The organism is Cupriavidus sp. HE11, from assembly GCF_056097175.1.
The window spans coordinates 2,983,313-2,998,437 of record NZ_CP184464.1 but is presented as its reverse complement, the minus strand read 5'-3'; the positions used below and the strand labels follow the sequence as shown (position 1 = coordinate 2,998,437).

Genomic DNA, 15,125 nt, shown 5'->3' with positions numbered 1-15,125 from the left:
CCGATCAGCGCACGCCGCATGCGCGGCGCCTCTGTCGCGAAGGGTGCAGAAAACGTACGATCGTGCTAATTTAGCCACAACTTTTTTGGACCAACAATGAGCAATTCCACTATCCAGACGCTCGGCATCGTTGGCACTGGCGCCATGGGCCGCGGCATCGCCCAGATCGCCGCGCAGGCCGGCCTGACCGTACACCTGTTCGACACCAACGCCCAGGCCGTGGCGGCCGCACGCCAGTACCTGCAGGATACCTTTGCCAAGCTGGCCGACAAGGGCAAGATCAGCGCCGCCGACAGCGACGCCGCACTGGCCCGCGTGAAGGCCGCCAGCGCGCTGGAAGACCTGGCCGGATGCGACATGGTGGTGGAAGCCATCGTCGAACGCCTGGACGTCAAGCGCGACCTGGTCGCCAAGCTCGAAGCCATCCTGCCTGAAGACGCGGTGATCGCATCGAACACCTCGTCGCTGTCGATCACGGCTATCGCCGTGGGTGCGAAGAAGCCGGGCCGCGTGGTCGGCTACCACTTCTTCAACCCGGTGCCGCTGATGAAGGTCGTGGAAGTGATCGACGGCCTGTCCGGCGACCCGGCCGTGGGCGACCGCCTGATGGAACTGTCGCGCCGCATGGGCCATACGCCGGTGCGCTGCAAGGACATGCCGGGCTTCATCGTGAACCATGCCGGCCGCGGCATGAACATCGAGGGCCTGAAGGCCGCCCAGGAAGGCGTGGCCGAGTTCGTCGACATCGACAACATCATGCGCGAGCAGGCCGGCTTCCGCATGGGCCCGTTCGAGCTGATGGACCTGACCGGGCTCGACGTGTCGCACCCGGTGATGGAATCGATCTACAACCAGTTCTACCAGGAGCCCCGCTATCGTCCGTCGCCGATCACGGCGCTGCGTTCGGTAGGCGGCCTGCTGGGCCGCAAGACCGGCGCCGGCTTCTATGCGTATCCGGAAGGCCAGAAGCAGGTGCCCGCCGCGCAGCCGGTACCCGATGCGCGCCCGGCAAGCGTCTGGGTGAGCCGCGCCAACGCGCGTGGCAACGCCATGACCGTCAAGCTGCTGACCGCGCTGGGCGTGATCGTTGAAGCGGGCAACCAGCCGTCGGCCGAAGCGCTGATCGTCGTCACGCCGCTGGGCCTGGACGCCACCACTGCCGCACTGGAAGAAGGCCTGGACGCCACGCGCGTGGTTGCCATCGACACGCTGCTGCCATTCGAAGCCACCAAGCGCCGCACGCTGATGACCACGCCGGCCACCAGCGCCGCCGCCCGCGATGCCGCGCACGGGCTGTTCGCCAGCGATGGCGTGCCGGTGACCGTGATCCGCGATTCGGCCGGTTTCATTGCCCAGCGCATCATCGGCTGCATCGTGAACATCGCCAGCGACATCGCCCAGCAACGCATCGCCACGCCGACCGATATCGACCTGGCCGTGAACCTGGGCCTGGGCTATCCGAAGGGCCCGCTGGCGCTGGGCGACACCATCGGCGCCGGCGTGATCCTGGAAGTGCTGCGCAACATGAACCGCCTGACCGGCGACATGCGCTACCGTCCGAGCCCGTGGCTCTGGCGCCGCGCCGGCCTGGGCCTGTCGCTGCTGACCGAAGAAGCCTGATCGAGTGGGCGCCCCGCCGAGACACGGGGCGCCTTTTTTGTATTTGCCGCAAGAACTTGCCCCAAGATAACGAGGCTGCCATGACTGCCCAGCTGCTGTCCGAACGCGTCGACGCGACGCTCGTGCTGACCATCTCCAACCCGGAGGCGCGTAACGCGCTGCATCCGGATATCTACGCCGCCTCGCAGGAAGCCCTCGAAGTGGCCGCCCGCGACGACTCGATCCGGGCCGTGGTGCTGACCGGCGCCAATGGCGTGTTCTGCGCCGGCGGCAACCTGAACCGTTTGCTTGGCAATCGCGCGCAACCGCCGTCGGTGCAGGCCGAGAGCATCGAGACGCTGCATCACTGGATCGAATCGTTCCACGCATTTCCCAAGCCGATCATCGCTGCGGTGGAAGGCCCCGCCGCCGGCGCCGGCTTCTCGCTGGTACTGGCCTGCGACTACGTGGTGGCCGCCAGCGACGCCAAGTTCGTCATGGCCTACGTCAAGGTCGGGCTGACCCCCGATGGCGGCGGCTCGTATGAGATTGCACGCATGCTGCCGCGCCAGCTTGCCAGCGAAATCCTGATGGAAGGCAAGCCGGTGGACCCTGCCCGTCTTGCACACTTCGGCATCGTCAACCGCGTGGTGCAACCGGGTCACGCACTGACCGAAGCGCTGCGCATCGCCGAAAACCTGGCCAAGGAGTCGCCCAACGCCGTGCGCGGCATGAAGTCGCTGATCAACCACGCGGGCACCGCCACGCTGACCGAGCACCTTGCTGCCGAGCGCGACAGCTTCGTAGCCGCGCTCCATCACAAGGATGGGGGCGAAGGCATCACGGCGTTCCTTGAGAAGCGCAAGCCGAATTACAGGTAATCCAAACACCTGTAACACGCCTTCGACAATGATCACAAAATAAAGACACTGCGGAGAGAGACAGACATGAGCAGCAACGTATCGCACTTTGAAGGTACGCGCCCCGTGGCAGACCAGCAGCGCTTCGACATGGGCGCGCTGGAGGCCTGGATGCGCGAGCATGTCGAGGGCTTTGGCGGCCCGCTGACCATCGAGCAGTTCAAGGGCGGCCAGTCCAACCCCACGTTCAAGCTGATCACGCCGGGCCAGACCTACGTGATGCGCGCCAAGCCGGGGCCGAAGTCGAAGCTGCTGCCGTCCGCCCACGCCATCGAGCGCGAATACCGCGTGATGAAGGCGCTGGCCGGCACGGATGTGCCCGTGGCCCATATGTACGCGCTGTGCGAGGACGAAGACGTGATCGGCCGCGCGTTCTACATCATGGAGTTCGTCAGCGGCCGCGTGCTGTGGGACCAGTCGCTGCCCGACATGAGCACGGCCGGACGCGGCGCGATCTACGACGAGATGAACCGCGTCATCGCCGCGCTGCATACGGTGGACTACAAGGCCATCGGCCTGGCCGACTATGGCAAGCCCGGCAACTACTTCCAGCGCCAGATCGAGCGCTGGAGCAAGCAGTACAAGCTGTCCGAGACGGAATCGATCCCGGCCATGGACCAGCTGATGGCCTGGCTGCCCGATCATATTCCGCAGGAAGACGTGGACCTGACCTGCATCGTCCACGGCGACTACCGGCTCGACAACCTGATGTTCCACCCCACCGAGCCACGCGTGCTGGCCGTGCTGGACTGGGAGCTGTCCACGCTGGGCCACCCGATGGCCGACTTCGGCTACCACTGCATGAGCTGGCACATCGCGCCGGGCCAGTTCCGTGGCATCGCCGGCCTGGACCACAAGGGCCTGGGCATTCCCGACGAGGCAACCTATCGCCGCCTGTACGAGCAGCGCACCGGCCGCCAGATCACCGGCGACTGGAATTTCTACCTTGCCTTCAGCATGTTCCGGATCGCCGGCATCCTGCAGGGCATCATGAAGCGCGTGGTGGACGGCACGGCATCGTCGGCGCAAGCGCTCGACGCCGGCAAGCGCGCCCGCCCGATGGCGGAAATGGGCTGGGAATACGCGAAGAAGTCGGGGGCCTGAGCGGGCTTCGTCCCTCACCATTTGGTTTTTCTCCGCTCTCCCGCACTTGCGGGAGAGCGGGATCCGGGAAAGAGGGCATGGCGGTTAAATCTCCGGCGATCGCATCTTGAGACGCTTGCCCTCTCCCGCCCCTCTGCCATGTGTTCAGACCATTACATGGGAGACGGGAGAGAAGATCACGTGCGCCCATGTCATCAGACAACTGAGCACAAACCCGCCCCGCATCCGGCGTTTTCGCCACCTGCGCTTGCATGCGCCGCATCCCTCCCGGCCGCATTGTTGCTACATTTGACGGCGCCTGACTACGTGTTTTCCCGATAGACCCAATCGAAAAGCGGGCCTACACTCCCATCCAAATCGTTGTACGACGACTGACGATAAGTGTTGACTGGAGACACAGCATGACTTCTTCTCGCCGCCAATTCCTTGGCCAGCTTCCGGGCCTTGCGGCCCTTGGTGCCGTGGGCACGTCCGGCATCCTGGCGCCGGCCTCGGCCTGGGCTCAGGACAAGTGGCCGACCCGCCCGATCCGCCTGGTGGTGCCCTATCCCGCCGGTGGCTCGTCGGACATCATCGCGCGCCTGATCAGCAAGCAACTTGGCGAAGCGCTGGGTCAGCCGATCGTGGTGGACAACCGTCCGGGTGCCAATGGCAACATCGGCGCCGCCATGGTGGCGCAGGCCGGCACGGAAAACCACACGCTGCTGCTGTGCGACGTGGGCGCGCTGGCGATCACCCCGTCGGTCTACACCAAGCTCACGTTCAACCCCGAGAAGGATCTCAAGGGCGTGGCGATGCTGGCGTATTCGCCGCACCTGCTGGTCGTGCATCCGTCGGTGCCGGCCAACAACCTCAAGGAACTGGTCGACCTGTCGCACAAGCAGTCGCTGAACTTTGCCGTGACCGCCATCGGCAGCGCGCCGCACCTGGCGGGCGTGGCCGTGCAGCAGGCCACCAAGGCCGGCTGGCAGTACGTGCCCTACAAGGGTGGTGCACAGGCGATTGCCGACACCGTTGGCGGTACCGCCCAGGTGCTGATGAACGGCATGCTGGCTACGTACCCCCACGTGCAATCGGGCAAGCTCAAGCTGCTGGCCGTCTCCAAGCGCACCCGCATGGCGCTGGTTGGCCAGACGCCGACCATCGCCGAAAGCGGCGTGCCGAACTTCGAATCGGGTACCTGGCAAGGCGTGATGGCACCGGCCGGCATGCCCGATGCACTGGTCCAGCGCATCAACACCGAGCTGGTCAAGATCATTCGCACGCCGGAGATCCGCGCCAATCTGGCGGGCCAGGGTGCCGAGGTCGTGACGATGTCCCCGGCCGAAACCACCAAGTGGTTCCAGGCCGAGGAAAAGCGCTGGGCACAAGTCGTGAAGGCGGCAGGGGTCAAGCTGGACGCATAAATCCGGCAATCACAACAGGCAAAACTGAAACGGGCGCGAATTTCGCGCCCGTTTCAGTTTTGCCAGCCGCCTCGGGCTGCAAGCGCAGCCCGGCGGCCTGTCGCGCGACTCAGTCGCCCAGTGCCACGCCTTCGCGACGCGGGTCCGCGCCACCGGCCCAGACGGCCTTGCCGTTGACCGTCTTGCGCATGATGGCCTGCGTGCCGCTGGTCATCTCGATCTCGGCCACCTGGTGACCCTGCTGCTTCAGCGCCTGCACCAGCTGCGGCGTCACCAGGCCCTTCTCCACCTCGGTCGGACCATTGCGGCTGCCGAAATTCGCCATGCCCACGGCCTGCTGCACGTCCATGTCCCAATCGAGCAGGCCCACCAGCGTCTTCGACACATACTCGATGATCTGCGAGCCGCCCGGCGAACCCAGCGCCGCCACCAGCTTGCCGCTCTGGCGATCGAACACCAGCGTCGGCGCCATCGACGAGCGCGGACGCTTGCCAGCCTGCACGCGGTTGGCCACCGGCTTGCCGTTCTCGGTCGGCGTGAACGAGAAGTCGGTCAGCTGGTTGTTGAGCATGAAGCCGCGCACCATGATGTGCGAGCCGAAGTACGATTCGATGGTGGTCGTCATCGACAGCGCGCCGCCCCGATTGTCCACGGCCACGATCTGCGACGTGGAAATGCGCGGCGGCGAGCGATCCGGCGCAAACGAAACCTTCACGCCGGGCGGCGTGCCAGGCTGCGCCTTGCCCATGCTCCTGTCACCGATCAGCGCCGCCCGCTCGGCCAGGTAGTTCGGATTGACCATCGCGGCCACGTCCACCGGCACGAAATCGGCATCGGCGACATACAGGCCGCGATCCGCGTAGGCCAACCGGTCGGCTTCGGCAATCGCATGGACGGCCAGCGGATTCGGCTCCATCAGCGACGGCAGGTCAACCTTCGTCGGCTTCAGGCTCGCCAGCGCGTAGCGCGGATCACGCTTTTCCAGCGCCTCCAGCGTGCCAAGGATCTGCGCAATGGCAATGCCACCCGACGACGGCGGCGGCATGCCGCAGATCTTCCACTGGCGGTAGTCCGTGCACACCGGCACGCGCACCTTGGCCTTGTAGCCCTTCAGATCCGCCTCCGAAAGGCTGCCCGCGTTCTGGTGGGCGTTGACCCTGGCGGCGATGTCTCGCGCGATCGGCCCGTTGTAGAACACGTTCGGGCCGCTCCTGGCAATCTCGCGCAGCGTCTGCGCCAGCTGCGGGTTCTTGATGATCGTGCCGACCGGTTTCGCCTTGCCCTGCTCGTCCAGGAAATAGGAGGTCATCTCGGGCGAGCCACCCATGAACTTGTCAGCCGCCACCTGCGTATAGAGCCGCTGCGACATTGGGAAACCCTTGTCCGCCAGGCGGATGGCCGGCTGGAACAGCCGCGCCCAGGGCAGGCGTCCGTGCTCGCGATGGGCCATCTCCAGCGCGCGCAGCACGCCTGGCACGCCCACCGACCGACCACCAATCTGCCCCTCGGAGAACTCCATCGGCTTGCCGTCGGCACGCATGAACAGGTTTTCCGTGGCGCCTGCCGGCGCGGTCTCGCGGCCATCGTAGGCCTGCACGCGCTTGCCGTCCCAGTACATGATGAAGGCCCCGCCGCCGATGCCGGTAGCCTGCGGCTCCACCAGCGTCAGCACGGCCTGCATGGCAACGGCGGCATCGATGGCCGAACCACCAGCCCGCAGGATCTCGCGGCCAGCCTCGGTAGCCAGCGGATTGGCTGCGGCCGCCATGTGTTTCTGCGCGTAGGTGGTGGTCATGTCCGGGCGATAGCCCGACGACACTTCAGGGGCTGGCGGCATCGCCGCCTGCGCGGGGGGCGCAGAGGCCGGCGTGGCCGATGCGGCGGGTGTACCCGCGCCCTTGTCCGGCGTTCCGCAGGCCGCCAGCAGCGCGGTCAGCGCCACGGCCAGCGCGCCACGCCAGCGCAGTGAATCGGATGGATGCGAGGTCAGGTCCGTGGAACGGGGTGCCGCTGCTTCAGTCATGCCGTGTCTCCTGGAGGAAATCTTCGGCGATTGTAGCGGCGAAAGATGCTGGCGGATGTGCGAATCGTCTGAAAGCCGGCCTTGCGTTTCGCGGCTTTTTTTCCTATGCGCCACCGCCCTTCTGCGGCAGGGCAGCATGGCCGGCGCGAATAAATTCGTGATTGGCGTCAACCCCGTGCGCACGCCTGCTCCGTTTCATGCCCAGGGCGCGCTTCGCGCCGGCTGCATGCCACAAGGAGAACAACATGCGCACAGGGCTTTCTGCATCGAACATCACCCCATGGACGGTAGCGCTGGGCGCCGTCATGGCGCTGGGGCTGGCCGCATGCAGCGGATCGCCACCGGTCAGCCCGGCAGCACATCCGGCAGAGCCGGCGCCGCCACCGGTGCCCGCGCCCACGCCGCCATATATCCTCCAGCCCCCGGCGGAGAAGGCCGGCCAGCCCGGTGCATCCCGGGACAGCCCCCGAAATCGCGAGCCGGCCGTGGAATCCCCTGCGCAGGCCCGCGCGGATACCCGCCCGGAAGCCCACAAGGCCGTGCGCGTGCCCGCTCCGCAGTCGCCTGCGCTGTCTGCGCTGATGGTGACGCCCGCGCCCGCGCCCGCGTTCGCCCCGCCACCGCAGGACCGCGAACGCTATGGCCCAATCGACGAAAACGGCGTCCGGCAGGTGGCGCAGGCGCCAGTCTCCACGTTCAGCATCGACGTCGACACCGGCAGCTACAGCAACGTGCGCCGCATGCTCAACGCGGGGCGCCTGCCGCCGTCCGATGCCGTGCGCGTCGAGGAACTGGTCAACTACTTCCCCTACGACTACGCCGGGCCGGCCGACGGCAAGCCCTTCGCCGTGCATGCCGCGCTGGCGCCGGCGCCCTGGCAGCCGCGCAACGTGCTGCTGCGGATCGGTATCAAGGGCCAGGACATGGCGCGGGCCAGCCTGCCTGCCGCCAATCTCGTTTTCCTGGTCGATGTGTCCGGCTCGATGAACGCGTCCGACAAGCTGCCGCTGCTCAAGGCGTCGCTGAAGCTGCTGGTCAATGCGCTGCGGCCGCAGGATCGCATCACGCTGGTCACCTACGCCGGCAGCACGCGCGTGGCGCTGCCGCCCACGCCCGGCAGCGAGAAGACCGCGATTGCCAGCGCCATCGACCAGCTCGTGGCCGGTGGCAGCACGGCCGGCGCCAGCGGCATCGCACTGGCCTACCAGGCGGCGCAGCAGAGCTATATCGCCGGCGGCATCAACCGTGTACTGCTTGCCACCGACGGCGACTTCAACGTCGGCATCACCGACTTCCGCCAGTTGAAGAGCCTGGTCGAGGAGAAGCGCAAGTCGGGCGTATCGCTGTCCACGCTTGGCTTCGGCACCGGCAACTACAACGACCAGCTCATGGAGCAACTGGCCGATGCCGGCGACGGCGCGTACTCGTACATCGACAATCTCATGGAAGGCAACAAGGTGCTGGTCAGCGAAATGAGTTCGACGCTGGCAACCATTGCCCGCGACGTGAAGATCCAGGTGGAATTCAATCCGGCCACCGTGCGCGAGTACCGGCTGATCGGCTACGAGAACCGACTGCTGGCGCGCGAGGACTTCAACAACGACAAGGTGGACGCAGGCGATATCGGTGCCGGCCATACCGTGACGGCGTTGTACGAACTGACGCTGGCCGACGGGCCGGGGCTGATCGATGACCTGCGTTACCAGCCGGCTGCCACGGCCACCCGCCATGGCAATGAACTCGCGCATGTGAAGCTGCGCTACAAGCGCCCCGGTGCCAGCGCCAGCGAGCTGACCGACATCACCATCGCGCGCGACACCATCCGCCCGCTGGCCCAGGGCGATGCCGACTTTCGCTTCGCGGCCGCCGTCAGCGGCTTTGGTCAGGTGCTGCGCGGCGGCAAGTTCACCGGCGGGTGGACGCTCGACGATGCACGTGCCCTGGCGCAGGATGCGCGCGGCGCGGATCGCTTTGGCTACCGGGGCGAGTTCCTGAAACTCGTGGCGCTGGCGCAGTCGCTGCAGACGGCGCCGATGCCGGCCGGTGCCGACGCCCGCTGAGCGGCGATCTATACTCGATGCCATGACGCCTGCCAGCCCCGCCCCCAATATCGCTGCGCTGCCCGACGCCGACCTGATGCTGCTGGTAGCGGGCGGCGTCATCGAGGCCCCGATCGGCGAACTGTTCCGCCGCCACAACAGCGGCCTGTTCAACTATGTTGCCTGGCTCTGCCGTGGCGACACGGGCGAAGCCGAGGACATCGCGCAGAAGACGTGGATCCAGCTGATGACGCGCTGTGGCGACTACACGCCCACCGCCGCGTTCCGCACCTTCCTGTTCCAGATTGCGCGCAACGCCTGGCTGGACCAGGTGCGCAGCGCGCACGCACGGCTGAGTGAATCGATCGACGAGCACGAGCCGGAGATGCCGGTCGACGACCTGACGCCCGAGACCGAGGCGCAATTGCGCGAGCATCTGACCAGCGTGCACCAGGCACTGATGCAGCTACCCGTGACACAGCGCGAAGTGGTGGTGCTGCGCTTCTTCAGCGAGATGAGCGTCGAGGAAATCGCCGTGATGCTGGGCGAGAAGTTCGAAACGGTGAAAAGCCGGCTACGCTACGCGTTTGCACGGCTGCGCACGGTGCTGGCCGATGGCGGCATGGTGGCCGGGGAGCCCCGGCCATGACGACACTGCGCCCCGACGACTCGCGCCACGACGCCGCCGAACGCTTTATCGCCGGCGAAGACCGGTTGTCCGCGCTGTTGCGCGACGTGCCGCGCTTCGAGGCGCCAGCCAGCCTGAGCAGTGCCGTGGTCTCCGCCGCGCGCGCGGTGCAGGCACGCATGGCCGCCGAAGCGGAGCGCGATGCGGTGCGGGCATCGGCGCCCCCACCCACCTTCGCCGCCCCGCCCACGCTATCCGACAGCGTGTTGCGCGAGGCCGCGCGACTGCAGGCCGCGCAGGCCACGCGCCGCGATGTGGTGTTCGACCAGGTGCTGCAAGGCAAGCCGGCCGACGACGTGCTCGGTGCACTAGTCAGCGCGCCCACCGCGGCATGGTTGCGCGCGCAGGCCACGCAGCAGCGCGACGCAGCGGCGGCTGCCGCATCCGTGGCGCCGGCTGCGCAACCGCCCACCCGGCGCGCGTCTGCCGTGTCGCGCTGGTGGAAGTCGCTTGGCGTCGCGGCCACCGCGTTCGCCGTGGCGGGCCTGGCCACGAAGATCGTGCTGAGCCAGCTCGATGACGGCACGCCGATGACGGCCGCGCTATTGTCGAACGTCATCATCGCCGACAACGCAGGACCGGCAACGCGGGGCGAACCGGCGCTGGCATCCACGCCGACTCCGGACATCGCGCCAGCCACGCAGGAATCGCCGAAAACGCCGGAAACGCAGACCGCGGACACCCCGTCGGCCACCGCACCGGCGCTCACGGCTCCGCCGGCAGCGCCCGTAAGTCGACCGGCGCCGCCATCGCAGGCCGCCCGCAAGGAACGCGCACCGGCACTGTCGCATGCACCGCTGCCGGCTCCGTCGCCTGCCTTTGCAGCGCCGCCCGTGCCTCCACCGGCGCCTTTGCCCGAGCCTTCATCCGGACCCGCCACCGCCGCGCTGGAACCCTCGCCCCCTGCGCCCGCTGCCCCTGCCGCACCGGCTGTCCTGGCTGCGCCGCCGCCCATGGCATCGCGGCAGGCACAAGCCGACGCAGCGCCGGCACCGGCACCCGCAGCCACAGCGACACCGGGCGCCGGTGCCGAAGCGCGCGCACGGCGCATGCCACAGTCGGCGTATATGGCGGCGCCCGCCCCGGTGCCAGCGCCGGCTGAATCGCTGGCCGCTTCAAAGGCCACGGCAAAGGCGGCCGCGCCCGTGGCGGAGAAATCGGCCACCGTCACGCTGGAAGACGATCCTGCATCGGTTGCCATGCAATGGCGCCCCGGCAAGGGGCTGCGCGTATGGAGTGCGGAGCCGGACAATGCGGCCGTGCGCGACTGGGTGGCTCGCCTGTGGGCGGCCATGCCCGCCGATGCGCGACCCGTGGCACCCTACGGCATCCAGCGCGACGACGCGCTCGCACGCGGCCAGCTACGCATCGAACAGGGTGCCGAGCATCCCGGCGTCAAATAGCAGGCCGCCAGACAAGGGCGCGCAACGAAAAACGGGAGGCAGATGCCTCCCGTTTCTTTCCCCGCATGGCGCCAGGCGCTATCGCTCACGGCATTACAGCGTGGTGAACGACCAGTTCAGATTCACGCCCTGCCCGTTCAGCGTTCCGCTGACCGTCACGTTGTAGCGCGTCTTGCTGGCCAGGGGCGCGGTCGGCGTGCAGATCGCCAGCCCGCTCGCGGCGCCGGACATGCCCGACGTGCGGGCATCCACCTTCTCGCACGGCACGGCGTTGCCCGACGCATCGGTGATCGAAAACGTGTCGGCATTGAACGCCAGCGACGTGTTCACCGCCTGCACCGTTACCGGGTAGCCCATGGTCTTGCCCGCGTAGGCCGGTGCCGGGTTCGGGCTCTCGTTGTTGACCCAGCTGACCGGCACATCGGCCTGGCCGTTGTACGGATACGCCACCATCTGGTTGTCGGCGCCGCCCTGGCTGCGGTCGGCCAGGTCGATGGTCTGGAAGTAGTACGCCTGCGTGCCGCCGCTGCTACCCGCGCCCACGCTTTCGGCAAACCCGCTGCCGGCCGAGCCGTAGCTGCCCAGCAGTGCCGCGCGGTGGAACGGGGCATCGACCAGGTCGATCACGAGCTGATCCTTGGGCGTCATCGACAGGTCTGCGCCCGCCTGCGACGTCCAGCGATTGGCGCCGGCCACCACTTCGGCCGTGGCATTGCTGGCGTACGCGGCCTGGATGCGGTCGTTCGGGGCCGCGCCGGTGTAGCCGGGCTTGCCCGATTGCTCGTTGTGCGTCAGCGTGTTGTTGGCCAGCATGTAGGCCGTGTGGTTCTGGGCCACGGTGTTGAGCGCGTCGCGGGCGGTCAGCGGGGCCAGGCCCGCCTGCTCGCGGCGATAGTTGGCGTAGCACAGGCCCGCGCTGCGCGCATCGGCCAGTACGTGATAGCCGGACACGCCCGTGCCACGCGCGGGCAGCAGGGCGACCGAACCGGTCACCGGTGCCGGCGCCGTGCCCGATACCGTATAGCAGGCGCGGTCGGTCCCGCCGGAGGTCGGGGCGGCAGCGGCCTGGCCACTGGTGGCCGACTGGGCAGCCGTGCCCGATTGCGCCGCGCTGCCGCTACCGCCGCTGCTGGCCGAGGTTGCGGAACCGCCACCATCACCGCCGCCGCATGCGGCCAGCGTCAGGGCCGCACAGGCGGCAATGGCGCCGAGTGCAATCGGTCGTCCGTTGATGAAAGCAGTGCGCAAGAGTTTCCCTGGCATGTGAGCGTGCCTCGATGTCATAGGTCTGGATTGGGGAAACTGCCCGCATCCCGGTGTGTGGACCGGGACGACGCCTGGGCGCTGCTGCGCCGCCATTTGAGGCGTCGGGGACAGATGGAACGCAGTGATGGTAGGGACGCCTGCCAACACCGTCCATCTTTAGAACACTTTCTTACGCTGTGATCCGAGCGCGCTGCACGCGCCTGCCCGGCCCTTCAGCCGTGGCTCAGGCGCCCGGCCCGGCCGAGACATCGCCCATGCCGTTGCCCAGCGACGACATGACCGCCATCAGCTGCTCGCGCAGCCACCGGTTGGCGCCGTCGTTCTCGCCGCCCGCGTGCCAGTACAGATGCAGTTCCAGCGATGGCACCTTGAACGGCAGCGACAGCAGCCGGTTGGCATAGGGCTCGTTGGCGATGCGCGCGTAGCGCAGCGGCAGCGTGGCCAGCAGGTCGGTGCAACTGACTACGCGGCAGGCCGCCGCGTAGTGCTGGCAGCGCAGCCGCACACGGCGCGTCAGGCCCATGCGGTGCAGCGCCTGGTCCTCCAGCCCTGCCCCGCGCCGGCGCGACGACACATGCACGTGCTCGGCCGACAGGTAGCGTTCCAGCGTCAGTTCCTTCTTCACCAGCGGATGGTCGCGCCGGGCCAGCACCACCATCGGGTCCGACATGAAGGCACTGTGGTGAATGGCGGGCGACACCGGCAGCAGGATGTCGATGGCGGTGTCCAGCGTGCCGGCCAGCAGTTCGGACTCCATCTCGCGGCGGTCGAAGCGGATGGCCGCGATTTCCACGTGCGGCGCCATGGCGGTCACGCGCGCCATCAGCGGCGGCAGCAGCGTGCTTTCCAGCGCGTCACGCATGCCGATGGTGAAGCGCCGCGTGGTGTTGGCGGGATCGAAGTGCGGGGTGTCCTGCAGCGTGCGGGCGAACGATTGCAGCGCGCCGCGCACCTCGCCCGCCAGCGACCGCGCCAGCGGCGTGGGCGCCATGCCCTGCCCGCGCCGCTCGAACAGCGGATCGTCGAACAGCGTGCGCAGGCGCCCCAGCGCGTGGCTCACGGCCGGCTGCGTCAGGTTCAGCTGGCGCGCCGCGGCCGTGATGCTGCCTTCGCTGTAGATGGCGTCGAACACGACGAAGAGATTGAGGTCGATCCGGCTGAGTTGCATGGCACCTTCCTGCACGCGTGCTTTACTGAGGCATCAATGTCGCGCATTCTGGCATGGAATGCAGCATATTGATACTGACCAATCCAGAAAATTCATTTTTCTAATTAGCCTCGTTCCGCTAGAGTAGCCACAGTCGGCACGGCGTGCCCATCAAAAACCCCGAGGAGACCCCATGCAATTCGAATACTCGCCCAAGGTCAAGGAGATGCAGGCCAGGCTGCTGGCCTTCTTCGACAAGCACATCTACCCGAACGAAAAGCGCTTCTACGCCGAGGTGCAGGCCAACCGCGAAGCCGGCAATGCATGGGTACCGACCAAGGTCGTGGAAGAACTGAAGCCGCTGGCCCGCGAAGCCGGCCTGTGGAACCTGTTCCTGCCGCGCTCGAAGCGGGCCCCGGAAGGCCTGTCGAACCTGGAATATGCGCCGATGTGCGAGATCATGGGCCGGGTGCCCTGGTCGGCCGAAGTGTTCAACTGCGCCGCGCCGGACACCGGCAACATGGAGACGCTGGAGCGTTACGCGTCTGAAGAACTGAAGGACCAGTGGCTGGAGCCACTGCTGCGCGGCGAGATCCGCTCGGCATTCCTGATGACCGAGCCGGCCGTGGCCTCGTCCGACGCCACCAATATCGAATGCCGCATCGAGCGCGATGGCGACCATTACGTCATCAACGGCACCAAGTGGTGGTCGTCGGGTGCCGGCGATCCGCGCTGCAAGGTCTACATCGTGATGGGCAAGACCGACCCCGAGGCGGGCCGCCACGAGCAGCAGTCGATGATCGTGGTGCCGGCCGACACGCCGGGCATCACCATCAAGCGCTTCCTGCCCGTGTTCGGCTACGACGACGCGCCGCACGGCCACATGGAAATCGAACTGAAGAACGTGCGCGTGCCGGCCAGCAATATCCTGCTGGGCGAAGGCCGCGGCTTCGAGATCGCGCAAGGCCGCCTGGGCCCGGGCCGTATCCACCACTGCATGCGCAGCGTTGGCGTGGCAGAGCGCGCGCTGGAACTGATGTGCAAGCGCAGCCTGCAACGCGTGGCGTTCGGCAAGGAAGTGGCCCGTCAGGGCGTGACGCAGGAGCGCATCGCCGAAGCCCGTTGCGATATCGAGATGGCCCGCCTGCTGACGCTGAAGGCTGCCTACATGATGGACACCGTGGGCAACAAGGTGGCAAAGGCCGAAATCGCGATGATCAAGGTGGTGGCGCCGAACGTGGCGCTGCGCGTGATCGACTGGGCGATCCAGGTGCACGGCGCCGCGGGCGTGTCCGGCGACTTCCCGCTGGCCAACTGGTGGGCGCACCAGCGCACGCTGCGCCTGGCCGACGGCCCGGACGAGGTACACCGCAACGCCATCGCCAAGCTGGAACTGGCCAAGCACATGAACGTCAGCGCCGACAGCATCCAGATGCCCGTGACGCGCGGTTCTTGACAGGCCCGATAGCCTGCCACGCGAGAAGCCCGGCCCCGTGCCGGGCTTTTTCATGCACGGCCAGCAGGGTTATT

General features: G+C 67.4%; 11 protein-coding genes. 8 read left to right on the top strand and 3 right to left on the bottom strand.

Annotation, left to right across the window (positions count from 1 at the left end; genetic code table 11):
- The first annotated feature begins 96 nt into the window (after positions 1-96).
- From ACOABP_RS13915 to ACOABP_RS13900, 4 genes are all read left to right on the top strand, one after another.
- Positions 97-1,620 carry a 3-hydroxyacyl-CoA dehydrogenase gene (locus ACOABP_RS13915; RefSeq protein ID WP_474225635.1) on the top strand — a complete coding sequence of 508 codons (1,524 nt, stop codon included), beginning with the start codon at positions 97-99 and terminating at the stop codon, positions 1,618-1,620.
- Between the two features lie 80 nt (positions 1,621-1,700).
- Entirely contained in the window at positions 1,701-2,480 is a 780-nt protein-coding gene (locus tag ACOABP_RS13910; RefSeq protein WP_066738875.1) for an oxepin-CoA hydrolase, alternative type, read from the top strand.
- Positions 2,481-2,546: 66 nt separating this feature from the next.
- On the top strand, positions 2,547-3,623 hold the full coding sequence (locus tag ACOABP_RS13905) for a phosphotransferase (protein WP_474225633.1): 1,077 nt from the start codon (positions 2,547-2,549) through the stop codon (positions 3,621-3,623).
- Between the two features lie 401 nt (positions 3,624-4,024).
- Complete coding sequence (locus ACOABP_RS13900) at positions 4,025-5,029, top strand: Bug family tripartite tricarboxylate transporter substrate binding protein (protein ID WP_101683225.1); 1,005 nt, start codon at positions 4,025-4,027, stop codon at positions 5,027-5,029.
- Positions 5,030-5,138: 109 nt separating this feature from the next.
- On the opposite strand, the gene ggt is transcribed toward ACOABP_RS13900, so the two are convergent.
- Entirely contained in the window at positions 5,139-7,052 is a 1,914-nt protein-coding gene (ggt, locus tag ACOABP_RS13895) for a gamma-glutamyltransferase (protein WP_474225631.1), read from the bottom strand.
- A gap of 305 nt (positions 7,053-7,357) precedes the next feature.
- Here ggt and ACOABP_RS13890 point away from each other — a divergent pair, with 305 nt between their 5' ends.
- The 3 genes from ACOABP_RS13890 to ACOABP_RS13880 are packed head-to-tail and all read left to right on the top strand — an operon-like array spanning position 7,358 to position 11,182.
- Positions 7,358-9,112: a vWA domain-containing protein gene (locus tag ACOABP_RS13890; RefSeq protein ID WP_474227837.1), complete on the top strand. Its 1,755-nt coding sequence runs from the start codon at positions 7,358-7,360 to the stop codon at positions 9,110-9,112.
- A gap of 22 nt (positions 9,113-9,134) precedes the next feature.
- On the top strand, positions 9,135-9,740 hold the full coding sequence (locus tag ACOABP_RS13885) for an RNA polymerase sigma factor (RefSeq protein ID WP_474225630.1): 606 nt from the start codon (positions 9,135-9,137) through the stop codon (positions 9,738-9,740).
- Positions 9,737-11,182, top strand: coding sequence for a hypothetical protein (locus ACOABP_RS13880; RefSeq protein ID WP_474225629.1), 1,446 nt, complete (start codon positions 9,737-9,739; stop codon positions 11,180-11,182). The genes ACOABP_RS13885 and ACOABP_RS13880 overlap by 4 nt, the downstream gene beginning before the upstream one ends.
- 93 nt (positions 11,183-11,275) lie before the next feature.
- On the opposite strand, the gene ACOABP_RS13875 is transcribed toward ACOABP_RS13880, so the two are convergent.
- Entirely contained in the window at positions 11,276-12,430 is a 1,155-nt protein-coding gene (locus ACOABP_RS13875; RefSeq protein WP_474225628.1) for a CAP domain-containing protein, read from the bottom strand.
- A gap of 241 nt (positions 12,431-12,671) precedes the next feature.
- Positions 12,672-13,616: a LysR family transcriptional regulator gene (locus ACOABP_RS13870; protein ID WP_474225627.1), complete on the bottom strand. Its 945-nt coding sequence runs from the start codon at positions 13,614-13,616 to the stop codon at positions 12,672-12,674.
- Positions 13,617-13,788: 172 nt separating this feature from the next.
- Between ACOABP_RS13870 and ACOABP_RS13865 the strand changes: the two genes are divergently transcribed.
- Positions 13,789-15,051 (top strand): acyl-CoA dehydrogenase family protein, encoded by a 1,263-nt coding sequence (locus tag ACOABP_RS13865; protein ID WP_474225626.1) that lies wholly within the window; start codon positions 13,789-13,791, stop codon positions 15,049-15,051.
- Positions 15,052-15,125: the final 74 nt, after the last annotated feature.

Bases quoted from the DNA above. Each gene is read 5' to 3' on its own strand.
- ACOABP_RS13870 (WP_474225627.1), bottom strand. From the start codon at position 13,616: ATGCAACTCAGCCGGATCGACCTCAATCTCTTCGTCGTGTTCGACGCC.
- ACOABP_RS13900 (WP_101683225.1), top strand. From the start codon at position 4,025: ATGACTTCTTCTCGCCGCCAATTCCTTGGCCAGCTTCCGGGCCTTGCG.
- ACOABP_RS13880 (WP_474225629.1), top strand. From the start codon at position 9,737: ATGACGACACTGCGCCCCGACGACTCGCGCCACGACGCCGCCGAACGC.
- ACOABP_RS13885 (WP_474225630.1), top strand. From the start codon at position 9,135: ATGACGCCTGCCAGCCCCGCCCCCAATATCGCTGCGCTGCCCGACGCC.
- ACOABP_RS13915 (WP_474225635.1), top strand. From the start codon at position 97: ATGAGCAATTCCACTATCCAGACGCTCGGCATCGTTGGCACTGGCGCC.
- ACOABP_RS13910 (WP_066738875.1), top strand. From the start codon at position 1,701: ATGACTGCCCAGCTGCTGTCCGAACGCGTCGACGCGACGCTCGTGCTG.
- ACOABP_RS13865 (WP_474225626.1), top strand. From the start codon at position 13,789: ATGCAATTCGAATACTCGCCCAAGGTCAAGGAGATGCAGGCCAGGCTG.
- ACOABP_RS13905 (WP_474225633.1), top strand. From the start codon at position 2,547: ATGAGCAGCAACGTATCGCACTTTGAAGGTACGCGCCCCGTGGCAGAC.
- ACOABP_RS13890 (WP_474227837.1), top strand. From the start codon at position 7,358: ATGGCGCTGGGGCTGGCCGCATGCAGCGGATCGCCACCGGTCAGCCCG.
- ggt (WP_474225631.1), bottom strand. From the start codon at position 7,052: ATGACTGAAGCAGCGGCACCCCGTTCCACGGACCTGACCTCGCATCCA.